This window comes from Corynebacterium antarcticum (assembly GCF_016595285.2).
Classification (GTDB): Bacteria; Actinomycetota; Actinomycetes; order Mycobacteriales; family Mycobacteriaceae; genus Corynebacterium; species Corynebacterium antarcticum.
In genome coordinates, this window is sequence record NZ_JAENIP020000003.1 from 315,103 (window position 1) to 329,827 (window position 14,725).

10 protein-coding genes and 1 tRNA gene are annotated in these 14,725 nt (G+C 67.0%); 6 read left to right on the top strand and 5 right to left on the bottom strand.

The genetic code is table 11. From position 1 onward, the window contains the following. Positions 1-80: 80 nt before the first annotated feature. The 5 genes from JIM95_RS08755 to JIM95_RS08775 all read right to left on the bottom strand — a co-directional run bounded on the left by JIM95_RS08755 (position 81) and on the right by JIM95_RS08775 (position 5,697). Positions 81-156: transfer RNA gene (locus JIM95_RS08755), tRNA-Arg, on the bottom strand. A 373-nt stretch (positions 157-529) separates the two neighbouring features. Further along, positions 530-1,201 (bottom strand): LutC/YkgG family protein, encoded by a 672-nt coding sequence (locus JIM95_RS08760; RefSeq protein WP_200258798.1) that lies wholly within the window; start codon positions 1,199-1,201, stop codon positions 530-532. Beyond that, a complete protein-coding gene (locus JIM95_RS08765; protein WP_200258801.1) occupies positions 1,201-2,757 on the bottom strand; it encodes a lactate utilization protein B in 1,557 nt (518 codons plus the stop codon). Before JIM95_RS08765 ends, JIM95_RS08760 begins: the two co-directional genes overlap by 1 nt. Further along, the gene (locus tag JIM95_RS08770) at positions 2,754-3,539 is read right to left on the bottom strand and encodes a (Fe-S)-binding protein (protein WP_200258804.1); all 786 of its coding nucleotides are present in this window, start codon (positions 3,537-3,539) and stop codon (positions 2,754-2,756) included. Before JIM95_RS08770 ends, JIM95_RS08765 begins: the two co-directional genes overlap by 4 nt. Positions 3,540-4,008: 469 nt before the next feature. Continuing rightward, the gene (locus JIM95_RS08775) at positions 4,009-5,697 is read right to left on the bottom strand and encodes an L-lactate permease (RefSeq protein ID WP_200258807.1); all 1,689 of its coding nucleotides are present in this window, start codon (positions 5,695-5,697) and stop codon (positions 4,009-4,011) included. A 793-nt stretch (positions 5,698-6,490) separates the two neighbouring features. Between JIM95_RS08775 and argS the strand changes: the two genes are divergently transcribed. The 6 genes from argS to thrB all read left to right on the top strand — a co-directional run bounded on the left by argS (position 6,491) and on the right by thrB (position 14,697). After that, positions 6,491-8,143 (top strand): arginine--tRNA ligase, encoded by a 1,653-nt coding sequence (gene argS / locus JIM95_RS08780; protein ID WP_200258810.1) that lies wholly within the window; start codon positions 6,491-6,493, stop codon positions 8,141-8,143. After that, positions 8,144-9,622 carry a diaminopimelate decarboxylase gene (gene lysA / locus JIM95_RS08785; protein WP_200258813.1) on the top strand — a complete coding sequence of 493 codons (1,479 nt, stop codon included), beginning with the start codon at positions 8,144-8,146 and terminating at the stop codon, positions 9,620-9,622. It abuts the gene before it with no gap. A gap of 155 nt (positions 9,623-9,777) precedes the next feature. After that, positions 9,778-10,272 (top strand): DUF4190 domain-containing protein, encoded by a 495-nt coding sequence (locus JIM95_RS08790; protein WP_200258816.1) that lies wholly within the window; start codon positions 9,778-9,780, stop codon positions 10,270-10,272. 1,071 nt (positions 10,273-11,343) lie between these two features. Next, positions 11,344-12,681 carry a homoserine dehydrogenase gene (locus JIM95_RS08795; RefSeq protein ID WP_200258819.1) on the top strand — a complete coding sequence of 446 codons (1,338 nt, stop codon included), beginning with the start codon at positions 11,344-11,346 and terminating at the stop codon, positions 12,679-12,681. A gap of 4 nt (positions 12,682-12,685) precedes the next feature. Further along, positions 12,686-13,768: a threonine synthase gene (thrC, locus tag JIM95_RS08800; protein WP_200258822.1), complete on the top strand. Its 1,083-nt coding sequence runs from the start codon at positions 12,686-12,688 to the stop codon at positions 13,766-13,768. 5 nt (positions 13,769-13,773) lie between these two features. Beyond that, a complete protein-coding gene (thrB, locus tag JIM95_RS08805; RefSeq protein WP_200258825.1) occupies positions 13,774-14,697 on the top strand; it encodes a homoserine kinase in 924 nt (307 codons plus the stop codon). Positions 14,698-14,725: the final 28 nt, after the last annotated feature.

Below are 14,725 nucleotides of genomic sequence, written 5' to 3' on the forward strand. Positions count from 1 at the left end.
CGGGAGGTCGGCCGAATTGTCGCCGGACAAAACAGTGAAGGACCTCCACCGCCAACGGCGGTGGAGGTCCTTCACTTCGGTGGTGCCCCCGACACGAATCGAACGTGCGACCTTTGGTACCGGAAACCAATGCTCTATCCCCTGAGCTACGGAGGCGTGTCAACGCTGTTCACGTCAGGACGGTGAACCGGTCCCGGTGACTGCGCAACGAGAATAACTTTAGCACCAGGAGGGGGTCGGTCACCAAATGCTCCTCCATCCACCGGTGCCGGCGCCGCGGCGGAGGTACACGGGCACGGCACACCCTGTACGGAAGTGGTCGCCAGCGACCCCGTGGGCGGAGGGGAGCCCCGGTGCTCGCCACCGGATCAGGTTCGCCGGTGTTCCTGCGGGTTCGATCGCGTTGTGCAGGCTGACGGGGCGGGACGTGGGCCGTCGACGTGCCGGGGTGTGACTTGCGGAGAACGACTGATACCGGGTGCCCAGACTGGGCACCCGGTATCAGACTGTCGTGGTTCCGGTCGAACGCTCAGTCGACGATCACGACGATCAGCGTGCGGGGACCGTGAACTCCCTCGACACGGCTGAGTTCGATGTCCGAGGTCGCCGACGGGCCGGAGATCATCGTGATCGGCTGGCGGCGGTCGAGGCGCTCGATCATCGCGGGAATCCCGTAGACGACACTGTCGCGGCGCACGATGCAGATGTGGCAGTCCGGAACGAGCGTCAGGGCGCGCCGACCGCAGTCGGGGCCGGTTTCGAGGCAGATCGTCCCGGTCTGTGCCGAGGTGACCCTGCTGTCGGTGACGACGACGTCGACGTCGTTGAGCAGGCGCGGATCCGTGTCCCAGTCATCCGGTCCGGCGTCGCCGTCGAAGCCGGAGAACAGTTCCGCGTCGAGTCCTTCGGCGTACCGGACCGTGCGGGCTTCCCGGTCCTTGAGTATCGAGGTGACCGTGTCGCCGATCTTGTCCGCCGTGGTCTCCTCGACGATCGCCTTGTAGTCGAGGAGACGGTCGATCAGGACCTCCTTGAGCTCGGGCCAGTCCATGTCGGGCTCGAAGTTGTATTCGCGCGGGACCTCCACCGGGCCGGGAGCGGTGTTCGCGAGCTTGTGGGCGTTCCTGATCCTATTCAGGATCTCCTTCTTCGCGGCGGCATTCGTCGAGCTGTCCAGCGCGCCGCGGGTGTCGGTGGCCATCAGTTCTCCTTCCCGTTCTCGTTGCCGGAGGCGGCGTTCTCAGAGCCGGGGATACCGGTGCGCCGCGCTTCGGCGAGCAGCTCCCGGGCTTCGTCGGTGTCGAACCACTGCCGGAACGACTTCTTCGGTGGTACGCAGGTGTCACGGACGTCGGTCCAGCCGGCGAGGAAGCTCGGCAGGTGGGTGATCCGTCCGTCGAAGCCTCCGAGGATCCGGCCGAGGAACACCAGGTGCGTGGCGGCGTTCCAGATGCGCCGGTTCCCGAACGCCAGTCCCATGGCGCCCATGATGACGCCCTCGATCTTCGGCTTGTGCCCCTCGATCTTCTGGTGCCGCAGCTCAAGCAGCGCGGACGGGATGTCGATCTTCACCGGGCAGGCCTCGTAGCAGGCGCCGCACAGCGAGGAGGCGTAGGGCAGGGAGGCGTTGGGGTCGTCCGCGGAGTCGATCCCGGTGAGCTGCGGGGTCAGGATCGCGCCGATCGGGCCCGGGTACGTCGAGCCGTAGGCGTGGCCGCCGGCGCGCTCGTAGACGGGACAGACGTTGAGGCAGGCCGAGCAGCGGATGCACTTCAGTGCCTCGCGGCCGATCTCGTTGGCCAGCGCCGCGGTGCGGCCGTTGTCGATGAGCACGATGTGGTACTCCTGCGGTCCGTCACCCTCGGTGACACCGGACCACAGGGAGGTGTAGGGGTTCATCCGCTCGCCGGTGGAGGATCGGGGGAGCAGCTGCAGGAACACCTCGAAGTCGCGGAAGGTCGGCAGGAGCTTCTCGATGCCCATGACGCTGATGAGCGTCTCGGGGAGGGTGAGGCACATCCGGCCGTTGCCCTCGGACTCGACGATGGCGACGGTGCCGGTCTCCGCGACGCCGAAGTTCGCCCCGGAGATCGCGACCTTGGCGCGCATGAACTGTTCCCTGAGGAATAGCCGCGAAGCCTCGGCCAGTTCGGCGGGTTCCGTGGACAGGGTCTCGTCGGTGGTGGGCATCTCCCGGACGAAGATGTCCCGGATCTCGGCGCGGTTCCGGTGGATCGCCGGAACGAGGATGTGGCTCGGAGTGTCATGGCCGAGCTGCACGATCAACTCGGCGAGGTCCGTCTCCCGCGCGGAGATCCCGGCTTCACGGAGCTGGTCGTTCAGCCCGATCTCCATGGTCGCCATCGACTTGATCTTGACCACGTTGGTTTCGCCGGTCCGCTTGACCAGCTCGGTGACGATGGCGCCGGCCTCGTTCGCGTCCCGGGCCCAGTGCACGTGGCCGCCGCGGGCGGTCACCGCCTCTTCGAACTGCTCGAGGAGCTCCGGCATGCGCGCCATGACGTCGCGTTTGATGTGCGAGCCCGCTTCGCGGAGTCGCTCCCAGTCATCGATCTCGGTGATGACCTGCATCCGCTTGTCGCGGATGGTGTGGGTCGCCTTGTGCAGGTTGCGGCGCTGGGTGGCGTTGTCCAGCTCGGTCTCCGCCGCCTTGGTGAAGCTCTGGGTGCCGCGGAGGTGCCCGACACCCTTCGGGGCTCGGGGCGGCATCTTCGGGGTTCCGAGGAGCGTGGTCACAGCATGGCCTCCTTCGAGTAGATCGCGGAGTCGGGCTGCCACGGGTGCTGCTTCGTGGAGGCCAGGATCTCCGCCATGTGGAGGGCACGCACGCCCGACTGCTGCCGGGAGAGCGAACCGCCGATGTTCATCAGACAGGAGGCGTCACCGGCGGTGACGTACTCGGCCCGGGTGTCGCGGATGTTGCGGACCTTGTCGGCGACCATCGCCGCGGAGGTGTGGGCGTTCTTCACGGAGAACGTCCCGCCGAAGCCGCAGCACTCGTCCGCGTGCGGGAGTTCGACGAGGTCGATGCCCTCGACGTTGCGGAGCAGTCGGAGAGGCCGGTCGCCGACTTTGAGGAACCGGAGCGAGTGGCAGGTCGAGTGGTAGGTGACGCGGTGCGGGAAGAACGCGCCGAGCTGATCGACGCCGGCGACGTCGATCAGGAACTCGGAGAGGTCGTAGGTCTTTTCCGCGGTCTTCCGCGCCGCGTCCGCCAACCCTTTCCTGCCGTACCGCTGGGCCACGTGGACGTGCTGCTCCCGGACGGCACCCGTGCAGGAACCGGAGGGCGCGACGACGCAGTCGATGGACGGGTCGGAGAATGCGTCGACGTAGTTCTCGATCTGTGGAACCGCCTCACGTTGGTAGCCGGTGTTGACGTGCATCTGGCCGCAGCAGGTCTGCTCCGGGGGGAAGACAACCTCGTGCCCGAGGCGTGAGATGACCACAGCGGTGGCCTTGACCGCATCCGGGAACATCGCGTCCCCGATGCAGGTTGAGAAGAGAGCGACACGCATGGGTGCTCCTCGCTGTCGTTGGGCTGTTTAATTAACTGAAGCCTTGCCTAATTATTCGCGGGTGAATGTGGTGGCAGGACTGATGGTTCCGACGATACTCCTTCCGGCGATTGTGAGTCACACAAAACCAGGAACATCCGTGGGGGCTGCCCTCGGCGGATCACTTCGCTTGATCTCCGATAACGATGCTGGTGAACGTCTCATTCTCAGGACCGCCACCGCAGTTCGCGGAATGTGGTGGCGACATGTCCCCGAATGGAATTCCGGGGCTTTCCGGCGGGAATATCAATTTGCCCAGTTCGCAAAGTCGTTGTTCTTCTCGCCGGACAATTCCTGAATTTTTCCGGAGCGAATTCCCTGCGTTACGGTCCGGTGAAAACGCCGGAGCCCCGGTTCACCGTGGCTCGTGGGAGCAGGGTGAACCGGGGCGGTGGTGGTGCTGCGCTGGCGGGCACCTCCGGGGGTGGGACTAGCCGACCGTCGCGACGAGGAAGCTCAGGACGTTCGTCTGGAGGAACACCAGGCAGCAGACGGCGAAGAGCATGATGATGGACCAGGGCACGACCGCCTTGAAGATGTCGGACTCCTTGGGGCTGTCGGCCTCGTTGCCGTCGATGGACACCGCGGTCGCCGCGATGGCCAGCGACTGCGGAGAGATCATCTTGCCGACGACACCGCCGGTGGTGTTCGCCGCGAGCATGAGGTCGGGGTTGTATCCGGCCCCCTCGGCGGCGGTGACCTGCATCTTCCCGAACAGGGCGTTCGCCGACGTGTCGGAACCGGTGACGGCGGTGCCGACCCAGCCGAGGGTCGGTGCGAGGAAGCCGTAGACCGCGCCGAGGGAGGCGACGAACTGGCCGATCGCGACGGTCTGGCCCGAGAAGTTCATCACGTAGGCGAGTGCCAGGACGGCGGCGATGGTGAGTGCCGCCCACCGCATCTTCACCATGCAGTGCGCCATCGCGGAGAATGCGCCGGCGAAGGTGATCCGGTACTTGCCGCCCTCGTTGAAGATCGAGTAGAGCAGTGTGACGACGAGCCCGGAGATCAGCAGCAGGGTGCCCGGATTCGAGAGCCAGGCGAAGGTGTACGCGGACTTCACCGGTGTGCCCTCAGCGGTGAGCAGCCGGTCGGACAGCAGTGGCCAGTCGAACGTGACGGACGCTGCGCTCAGGGCATCGGGGATCGTCTTTCCGAGGTTGGCGAGGCCGAAGATCACCGTCACGACGGCGTAGGGCATGAGTGCCATCCAGATGCGGTGGGCGGGCAGTTCCTCGGCGGCCTTGATCTCGCCGACCCCGAGGCGCTTACGCATTGCGGGGACGCCGCGCGGGGACCAGAAGCGCAGGAACGCGACGGCGACACCGAGGGAGAAGATGCAGGCGACGACGTCGGTGAGCTGGTAGGCGAAGAAGTTCGAGGTGGCCCACTGCGCGATGCCGAAGGAGAAGCCGATGACGACGGCGGGGATCCACGCGTCACGGATTCCCCTGCCCCCGTCCAGGATGAAGAGCAGGATGATCGGGACGAAGAACGCCAGGAAGGGAGCTTGGTGACCGACGATGGCGGCGATGTTCTCCGTCTGCTCCGTGGTCCGTCCCGCGACGGCCCCGGCCGTGGTGATCGGGATGGCGACGGCGCCGAAGGCGACCGGGGCGGTGTTCGCGAGGAGTACGACGACCGCGGCCTTCAGAGGTTTGACGCCGAGTGCGAGGATCATCGTGGCGGTGATCGCCACGGGGGCGCCGAAGCCCGCCAGTGCCTCGAGGAGGCCGCCGAAGCAGAATGCGATCAGGATCGCCTGGATGCGGATGTCTCCGGCCCCCAGGCGGTCGAAGGTCCTGCGCAGGTCCTCGAAGCGGCCTGAGACGACCGTCACCTCGTAGAACCAGAGCGCCATGACGATGACCCAGACGATCGGGAACAGGCCGAACACGCCACCCCGGAATGCCGATGCCACCGCCAGGACGACCGGCATCTTGAAACCGACGACCGCGACGATCAGCGATGCCAGCAGTGCGACGAGCGCAGCCGTGTGCGCCCGCGCCTTGACGAAGATCAGCATCGCGAAGAATGTCAGGAGCGGGATGGTGGCGACGGCGGCCGATAGACCGAGGCTTCCACCCACCGCGTTGGTGAGAATGGTGAAATCCCTCATGGGACCTCCTTGTGATTCGTGGTGTGTCCGTGGCGGATCGGACTTGCCGAATCGATCAAGTCTGTGGTTCAGACGGAAGCCACGGTGCGTCTCCCTGAATCCTATGGGGGTATTTCAACCGATTTCGGGGAATGGCGGAGAAAGGTGGTGTGATCCGGAAATCACCGTCGTGGTCAATGTCCGTGGCGGGGGTCCGTGCGGACCTTACGGGGCGGTATCCGTGCACTGAGGTGACCGGTTTCGCTCTCGATCGGGTGGAGATCTTCCTGAGAGGAAGCGGTGGATTCTAGTCACCCCCGGGGGTGGGGCAGTGAGTTGGACGGGGTGACCGTTCCCGTTCCGGTCTGGCTCGATCGACGGGTTCTCGCCGACTCGGTGTCGGATGTCGTGTGCGGACAACACGCGGGTGTCGGCCGCCTTCTTCCGTGGAGTCCGATGTTCCCGACCACTGCTGGAGGAGGGCGCTCCCGCACCCGGTGCCGGGGTCGTTGCGGGGGTGGGACACGTCGCCTCAATGGTGAATATGGTTGGCCAGGAGCCTCCGAATGGGGATGTGGGTACCCCTTTACGGGTCCCGCTTCGTCGGGGCGTCGGTGTCGTTTCCCGCGACTTGGCCCGTACCCACCGCTCTGACGGAGGTGGCCCTCCGGACGTCGCGCCCGTCGGGCGGAGCCGCCGGTCGGAGCTCCGGGAACCGGTGGTTCTACGGTTCGTTGGATGAGACGCCACGGGCGGAACCGGATTCCCCGAGGCCCCGCGGATCGCGCCAGGTGGGCTGATAGCATGACTGACCGTGACTCCAACAGATCTCGCCTCCCTCATCAAGACCACCGCCACCGGCGTGCTGGACGGCCGCGGCCTCGACTCCTCGCTCCTGCCGGAGCAGGTCACCGTCGAACGGCCGCGCAACCCCGAGCACGGTGACTACGCCACGAACGTCGCCATGCAGACGGCGAAGAAGGTGGGGACCAACCCACGGGAGTTCGCCACCTGGCTCGTCGCCGCTCTCGGTGAGTGTGACGCCATCGCGGAAGCCACCGTGGCCGGCCCCGGCTTCATCAACATCCGGCTGGCCGCGGACGCGCAGGGCAAGATCGTCGAGGAGATCCTCCGGGCCGGACAGGCGTACGGAAACGGCGACAGCGTCGCTGGGCGTCGCATCAACCTCGAATTCGTCTCCGCGAACCCGACCGGCCCGATCCACCTCGGTGGCACGCGGTGGGCGGCGGTCGGCGATTCACTCGGCCGAATCCTCACCGCCAGCGGTGCGACCGTCACCCGCGAGTACTACTTCAACGACCACGGGACCCAGATCGACCGGTTCGCCCGGTCGCTCGTCGCTGCGGCGAAGGGGGAACCGACCCCCGAGGACGGATACGGCGGCGCCTACATCGGTGAGATCGCCGACGCCGTGAAATCTGAGGTCCCGGGTGTTTTCGAACAGGATCCCGCGACCATGCAGGAGACCTTCCGGTCCCGTGGCGTGGACATGATGTTCGCCCACATCAAGAGCTCCCTCCACGAGTTCGGCACCGACTTCGACGTGTTCTTCCACGAGAACTCCCTGTTCGAGTCCGGTGCCGTCGCACGGTCCATCGAGATGCTCAAGGAGAACGGCAACCTCTACGAGGCGGACGGCGCCTGGTGGCTGAGGTCCTCCGCCTTCGGCGACGACAAGGATCGTGTCGTCATCAAATCCGACGGTGATGCCGCCTACATCGCCGGTGACATCGCCTACGTGGTCGACAAGATCGAGCGCGGACACGATCTCTGCATCTACATGCTGGGTGCGGACCACCACGGATACATCGCCCGGCTCAAGGCGTCCGCCGCAGCCCTCGGGTACGACCCGGACAGCGTCGAGGTGATGATCGGCCAGATGGTCAGCCTCGTCAAGGACGGCGAGGTGAAGAAGATGTCCAAGCGCGCGGGCACCGTCATCACCCTCGACGACCTCGTCGAGGCGATCGGTGTCGACGCAGCCCGCTACGCGATGATCCGTTCCTCCGTCGACTCCACCCTCGACATCGACATGGATCTCTGGTCCTCCCAGTCCAGCGACAACCCCGTCTACTACGTCCAGTACGGCCACGCCCGGCTCTGCTCCATCGCCAGGAAGGCGGCGGAGATCGGGGTCGACCACGCGGGTGCCGACCTCTCGCTGCTCACCGAGCCCAGGGAAGGGGACCTCATCCGGACCCTCGGGGAGTTCCCCGCAGTGGTCGCCGCGGCGGCCGAACTTCGGGAACCGCACCGGGTCGCCCGGTACGCGGAGCAGCTCGCGGGGACCTTCCACCGCTTCTACGACACCTGCCAGATCCTGCCCCGGGGCGGGGAGCAGACGGAGCCGGTCCACCGCGCGCGACTCGCGCTCGCCGCGGCGACCCGACAGACCCTCGCCAACGCCCTGCGCCTCGTCGGCGTCACAGCACCGGAGCGGATGTAGATGAATCACCGCAACGAAACGTCACTCGAACGTCGGGCCATCGCGGGAATCGCCGACGGCGGGTTCGACTCCGTCGAGAAGCGCGCCGCGGGGTCATCCGGATCCACGTCGGCCGTGCATCAGGTCGCGGAAACCTTCAACGGGCTTCCCGGACACGTCTGGCCGCGGAACGCCCGGCGCCAGGATGACGGTGTCGTGACCGTCGCGGGGGTCCCCCTCCCAGAGATAGCGGAGACCTACGGAACGCCCGTCTTCGTCGTCGACGAGGATGACTTCCGTTCCCGCTGCCGCGACATGGCCGACGCCTTCGGCGGGGGACACAACGTCCACTACGCATCCAAGGCGTTCCTCACCCGGACGATCGCCCGCTGGATCGACGAAGAGGGACTCTCCCTGGACGTCGCCTCCCTGGGGGAGCTGCAGGTCGCACTGGCCGCCGGGTTCCCGCCGTCCCGCATCACCGTGCACGGGAACAACAAGACCGACGCGCTCCTGCGCGCGAGCGTCACCGCCGGTGTCGGACACGTCGTCCTCGACTGCGCCGAGGAGATCGGCAGGCTCTCCGCCATCGCGGTGGAGGAGGGGGTGGACCAGGAGGTTCTCGTCCGGGTCAAACCCGGCATCGAGGCACACACCCACGAGTTCATCGCCACCAGCCACGAGGACCAGAAGTTCGGGTTCTCGTTGGCATCCGGTTCCGCGCACACCGCGTGCCTCGCCGCCGCCGGAGCCGAGAACCTGAAGTTGGTCGGCCTCCACTGCCACGTCGGTTCACAGGTCTTCGACGCCCAGGGATTCTCCCTCGCCGCCGAGCGCCTCCTGAGACTGATGGGGGAGCTGAAGCGCGATCTCGATCCGGTGGACGCGTCCGAGGCGGTCTCGATCCTCGACCTCGGTGGCGGATACGGCATCGCCTACACGGAGGGACAGGACCCTCTCGACGTGCCGGAGGTCGCCGCGACTCTGCTCCGGGAGGTCAACGCGCACGCGGATTCCCTGGGACTGACCCCGCCTGAACTGCTCGTTGAACCCGGCCGCGCGATCGCCGGACCGTCGACGGTGACCGTCTACACCGTCGGCACCGTCAAGGACGTCCACACCGCCCAGGACTCCACCCGCCGCTACCTGTCCGTCGACGGCGGAATGAGCGACAACATCCGCCCCGCGCTCTACCAGGCGGAGTACGAGGGTCGCGTGGTCAACCGCTTCGTCGACGGTGAGGGGATCTCCACCAGGGTCGTAGGTTCCCACTGCGAGTCCGGGGACATCCTGATCAGCGACGTCATCTACCCGGACGACATCGCCGCCGGCGATCTGCTCGCGATCGCCGGAACAGGTGCGTACTGCTACGCGATGAGTTCCCGGTACAACATGTTCACCCGTCCGGCGGTCGTCACGGTCCGCGCGGGACGGGCGCGGCTCATGCTGCGCCGGGAGACCCTCGACGATCTCCTCGCACTGGAGGAGGGAGAGTTCTGAACCCGTGACGGTGTTGTCGGAGCGGGTGGTGTTACGTAGACTGGCCGGGCACCGAGACCTCCCCGCCCGCCGCCCCGGTGGTCAACTGCGCGGCAGAGTCTGTCTGTGCGGGTACACGATACAGTCCACGGAACACACAGAAAGCAGCTATCTCAATGACGACACCGAACGATCCCGGAAACAATGTCCCGCAGGGCGGCGGCTACCCGCAGGGTGGCGGCTACGGCGGTTACCCCGCCGCATCCTCCGGCCCCGAGAAGAACGCCATCGCCCCCTGGGCGCTGGGTGTCTCCATCTTCGCCGTCATCCTCTGCTGGGTTCCGATGCTCAACTGGGTCCTGGCGATCGTGGGCATCGTGCTGGGCATCATCGGCATCGTCAAGGCCAAGAAGGTCGTGGGCCCCAAGGCCGGCAGGGGTCTGTCCATCGCAGCCGTCGTCCTCTCCGTCCTGTCCATCGTGCTGAGCTTCGTCGTCGGTTTCGTGGTATTCAAGGCTGCCGAGGACATCGTCGGTGAGGAGAACCTCAAGCAGATCCAGGAATGCCAGGAGCTCGATGGGGCAGAGCGTGACGCCTGCCTCGAGAACGTGAAGAACAAGATCGTCGAAGAGAATTCAGATGATTCTGCGGAGGCACCCACCGCCTCCTAGGGGGCGCGGAGCACTCCGTGGCGAAGTCGGAGGACATCGTCATCGACCTGACCGGAGAGGGGTCGGACACCTGGATGCAGGTGTCCGGCCCCTCTCCGCGTGCCCGGGGGTACCTCCCCCGGGCACGGGCGTCGGAGGCCCACGTACGGGCGACCGGAGAACCTCTCCGGAAGCGGTGAGCGTCGTGGGACGGTTCCCGATGACACCCCGGCGGCGAGGTGGGGCCGGTCGCAGGCGGGGTGCACGGGGGATGAGGTGGTGTGGAACGGCCGGGCCACAGCTGAAGTTCAGGACCCGGGGCGGGGAGTGCCCGGCAGAGGAACCGACCCTACCCCGGTCCCACCGGAGACGTCTAACCTTCCGTTCACGGAGGCGTCCCAGGACGGGCGCCGGAACAACCCCGCAGGGGAGTGGCACCCCGGACCCCGGACAGCCGCCGGGAGCGCGAGTGACGTTCCGGTGGCGATGACGCCCCGATGAAGGCCGTGCGGGATCACTCCCGGACTCCCCTGTCCGGGGATCACGGGCAGGGGGTACCGTTCGACGGGCCGGGAAGCGCCTCCCGTGTCCCCGGCGTGGAAGGAACCGGTTCCAGCGGGTCGACCGACCGGTGCGGAGCGGGGCCGTCCGCGGGCTTCTCCGGCCATCTCCGGGGGGGGGGCTGTTTCGTGGTCGTCGGTGTCCGGGGGCGCCGATGGTCGTGACGCCGGATCTTCGACCGCACCCGTTCCGCGTGCCGACTCCTTCGCGAACACCCGAACCTGGTTGGTCGACGGTGCATGGGTCTGGGCGACGTGGTGGACCCCGTGTTCCCCCGCGCGGCGTCGGGGTCGTTCCACCGTGAGGAGGATCCCCGGAACGGATCACATCCTTAAAGGTAACTTGAACGGGGCAACGGAGTGATCGGTGGTCCACCGCTGAAGCATCCGGAACAGTCTGTCTATGATGGCCTGGTACGTCCAGACGCACCGGAGATTCCTCCCGTAGCGTCTTCTCCCGGTGGACCGGACAGGGACAGGTCTCCGGGAGAGCACCAGCAGAGCACATTCACGAGAATCCACATGGAGCACCATGACCGTCAAAGATCAGCCAACCTACAACCCAGGCAAGGGGGAGGGCAGCCCGGTGGGCGTGGCTCTCCTCGGCCACGGAACCGTCGGCAGCGAGGTATTCCGACTCCTCCTGGAGAACTCCGATGAGTTCACCCACCGGGTCGGAGGCCCGCTCGAGATCAAGGGCATCGCCGTGGGCGACATCGCCAAGCACCGCGGTTCCGTCGACGAGGATCTGCTCACGACAGACGCCATGGGCCTGATCCAGCGTGATGACGTCGACATCGTCGTCGAGGTCATCGGCGGAATCGACTACCCGCGCAAACTCGTGCTCGCTGCGCTCGAGGCGGGAAAATCCGTCGTCACCGCGAACAAGGCTCTCGTGGCCGCGCACTCAGCCGAACTGGCGGAAGCCGCCGACGCCGCAGGAGTGGACCTCTACTTCGAGGCCGCGGTCGCGGCCGCGATCCCCGTCGTCGGACCGCTGCGGCGCTCGCTCGCCGGCGACCGCGTCGAATCCGTCGCGGGCATCGTCAACGGGACCACCAATTTCATCCTCGACGCCATGGACGCTACCGGTGCCTCCTACGACGACATGCTCGCCGAGGCCACGCGCCTCGGGTACGCGGAAGCGGATCCCACCGCAGACGTCGAGGGCCATGACGCCGCCTCCAAGGCCGCCATCCTCGCATCCCTGGCGTTCCACACCCGGGTCACCTACGAGGATGTCCACTGCGAGGGGATCTCCTCCATAACCGCCCGCGACATCGAGGCCGCACGCGCCGCCGGATACACGATCAAGCTGCTCGCCATCTGTGAGCGCATCACCGGTGAAGACGGGGTCACGAAGGTGTCGGCGAGGGTTCATCCGACGCTCGTCCCGCGGAATCATCCCCTGGCCAGTGTCAGCAAGAGCTTCAACGCCGTGTTCGTCGAGGCGGAGGCCGCAGGCCGACTCATGTTCTACGGGAATGGTGCGGGCGGGTCCCCGACCGCGTCGGCCGTGCTCGGTGACCTCGTCGGCGCCGCCCGGAACAAGGTCCACGGTGGCCGGGCACCGGGAGAATCCACCTACGCCAACCTCCCTGTCGCGCAGTTCGGAGAGGTGAATACCCGCTACCACGTCGACATGGAGGTCGAGGACCGCGTCGGTGTCCTGGCCGACGTCTCCCGCGTGTTCGCCGATGCCGGAATATCGCTCCGCACGGTTCGCCAGGAGGAGAGCGGTGACGCCGCGCGGCTCGTCGTCGTCACCCATTCCGCGCGCGAGGCCGATCTGTCCGAAACAGTCGAGACGCTCAAGAAGCTCGACGCAGTGAAAACCGTCAACAGTGTCCTTAGACTGGAAGGTGAATGATCCAATGAGTTCCCGCAACCCCGTCCACCGTGGCTGGCCCGGCCTGATCGAGGCGTACCGCGACCGCATGCCGGTGGCTCCGGGCTGGAAGGCCGTCACCCTCCAGGAGGGGGGAACCCCGCTGCTGAAGGCCCACCACATCTCCGAGATCACCGGCTGCGACGTCTACCTCAAGGTCGAGGGGCTCAACCCGACCGGCTCCTTCAAGGACCGTGGCATGACCGTGGCGGTGACCGACGCCGTCGCCAACGGCAAGAAGGTGCTGATGTGCGCCTCCACCGGCAACACCTCCGCGTCGGCTGCCGCCTATGCGACCCGTGCAGGCATCAAGTGCTCCGTGCTCATCCCCGAGGGCAAGATCGCCCAGGGCAAGCTCGCCCAGGCGGTCATGCACGGCGCGGAGATCATCCAGGTGCGCGGCAATTTCGACGACTGCCTCGAACTCGTCCAGAAGACCACGACCGAGTACCCGGAGATAGCCCTCGTCAACTCCGTCAACCCCATGCGTATCGAGGGCCAGAAGACCGCGGCCTTCGAGATCGCCGATGTCCTCGGCGACGCGCCGCACATCCACGCCCTGCCCGTCGGCAACGCCGGCAACATCACCGCCTACTGGAAGGGCTACACCGAGTACTTCAACGACGGTGTGACCAGCCGCCGCCCCCGGATGCTCGGCGTCCAGGCCGCGGGCGCGGCACCGCTGGTCAACGGTGAGCCCGTCACCAACCCGGAGACCATCGCGACCGCCATCCGCATCGGCAACCCCGCATCCTGGCACTCGGCCGTCGCCGCCCGCGACGAGTCCGAAGGTGTCTTCCGCGCCGCCACCGACGAGAAGATCCTGGAGGCCTACCGCCTCATCGCCGGTAGGGAGGGAGTGTTCGTCGAACCGGCGTCCGCGTCCTCCGTCGCAGGTGTCCTCGCGGCGCACGAGGAGGGCTGGCTCGAGCCGGGCCAGACCGTCGTCTGCACCGTCACGGGCAACGGCCTCAAGGACCCGACGACAGCGCTGCTGCAGATGCCGGAGCCGACCCCGATCGACGTTGATCCGGCCGCCGTGGTCGAGGCGCTCGGTCTGAGGGCGTGATCGCCGTGGGTACCGCACTTCCCGTCGGTCGGACGGCGCACGTCACGGTTCCGGCCTCCTCTGCGAACCTGGGCCCGGGGTTCGACACCCTGGGTCTCGCGGTGAGTCTCTACGACCACGTCGACGTCGAGGTCACGGAGTCCGGTCTCGAGGTCACCGTCGAGGGACAGGGCGAGGGAGAGGTCCCTCTCGACGAGCGGCACCTCGTGGTCCGTGCCGTGCGGGCGGGATTGAATGCCGCCGGCGTCACCGCGCCCGGACTGAAGGTCACGTGCCGGAACTCGATCCCGCAGTCCCGCGGACTCGGATCCTCCGCCTCCGCGGCCGTCGCCGGTGTCGCCGCGGCGAACGGGTTGGCCGGCTTCGTACTCGATGATGCCGCCGTCGTGCAGCTCGCCAGTGATTTCGAGGGGCACCCCGACAACGCCGCGGCGAGTGTGCTCGGCAGCGCCATCGTCGGTTGGACCGAGGTCCCCGTCGACGGTACGACGAAACCGCAGTACCGCGCGGTCCAGATCCCCGCGGATGAACGGATCCGGGCGACTGCCCTGGTCCCGGACTTCCGCGCCTCCACGCAGGCCGTCCGCCGGGTGCTCCCCAGTGACGTGACGCACATGGACGCGCGATTCAACGTCTCCCGCTGCGCGGTGATGACCGTCGCGATCCAGCACCATCCCGAGCTGCTCTGGGAGGGTACCCGGGATCGGCTGCACCAGCCGTACCGGGCGGACGTCCTCCCCGTGACCGCCGAGTGGGTGAACCGGCTGCGCAACCGCGGTTGGCCCGCGTACCTCTCCGGTGCAGGCCCCACCGTCATGGTGCTGTCCACCGAACCGGTTGATCAGCAGATCCTCGATCAGGCGCGTGCCGACGGCCTGGCCGTCCACGAACTCGAGGTTGCCGGACCGGTCGAGGTCACGGTCGACTAGACGCCGGAAAACGGGGTGTCCGCGGAGC

Bases quoted from the DNA above. Each gene is read 5' to 3' on its own strand.
- JIM95_RS08795 (WP_200258819.1), top strand. From the start codon at position 11,344: ATGACCGTCAAAGATCAGCCAACCTACAACCCAGGCAAGGGGGAGGGC.
- JIM95_RS08790 (WP_200258816.1), top strand. From the start codon at position 9,778: ATGACGACACCGAACGATCCCGGAAACAATGTCCCGCAGGGCGGCGGC.
- lysA (WP_200258813.1), top strand. From the start codon at position 8,144: ATGAATCACCGCAACGAAACGTCACTCGAACGTCGGGCCATCGCGGGA.
- thrC (WP_200258822.1), top strand. From the start codon at position 12,686: ATGAGTTCCCGCAACCCCGTCCACCGTGGCTGGCCCGGCCTGATCGAG.
- JIM95_RS08770 (WP_200258804.1), bottom strand. From the start codon at position 3,539: ATGCGTGTCGCTCTCTTCTCAACCTGCATCGGGGACGCGATGTTCCCG.
- JIM95_RS08775 (WP_200258807.1), bottom strand. From the start codon at position 5,697: ATGAGGGATTTCACCATTCTCACCAACGCGGTGGGTGGAAGCCTCGGT.
- JIM95_RS08760 (WP_200258798.1), bottom strand. From the start codon at position 1,201: ATGGCCACCGACACCCGCGGCGCGCTGGACAGCTCGACGAATGCCGCC.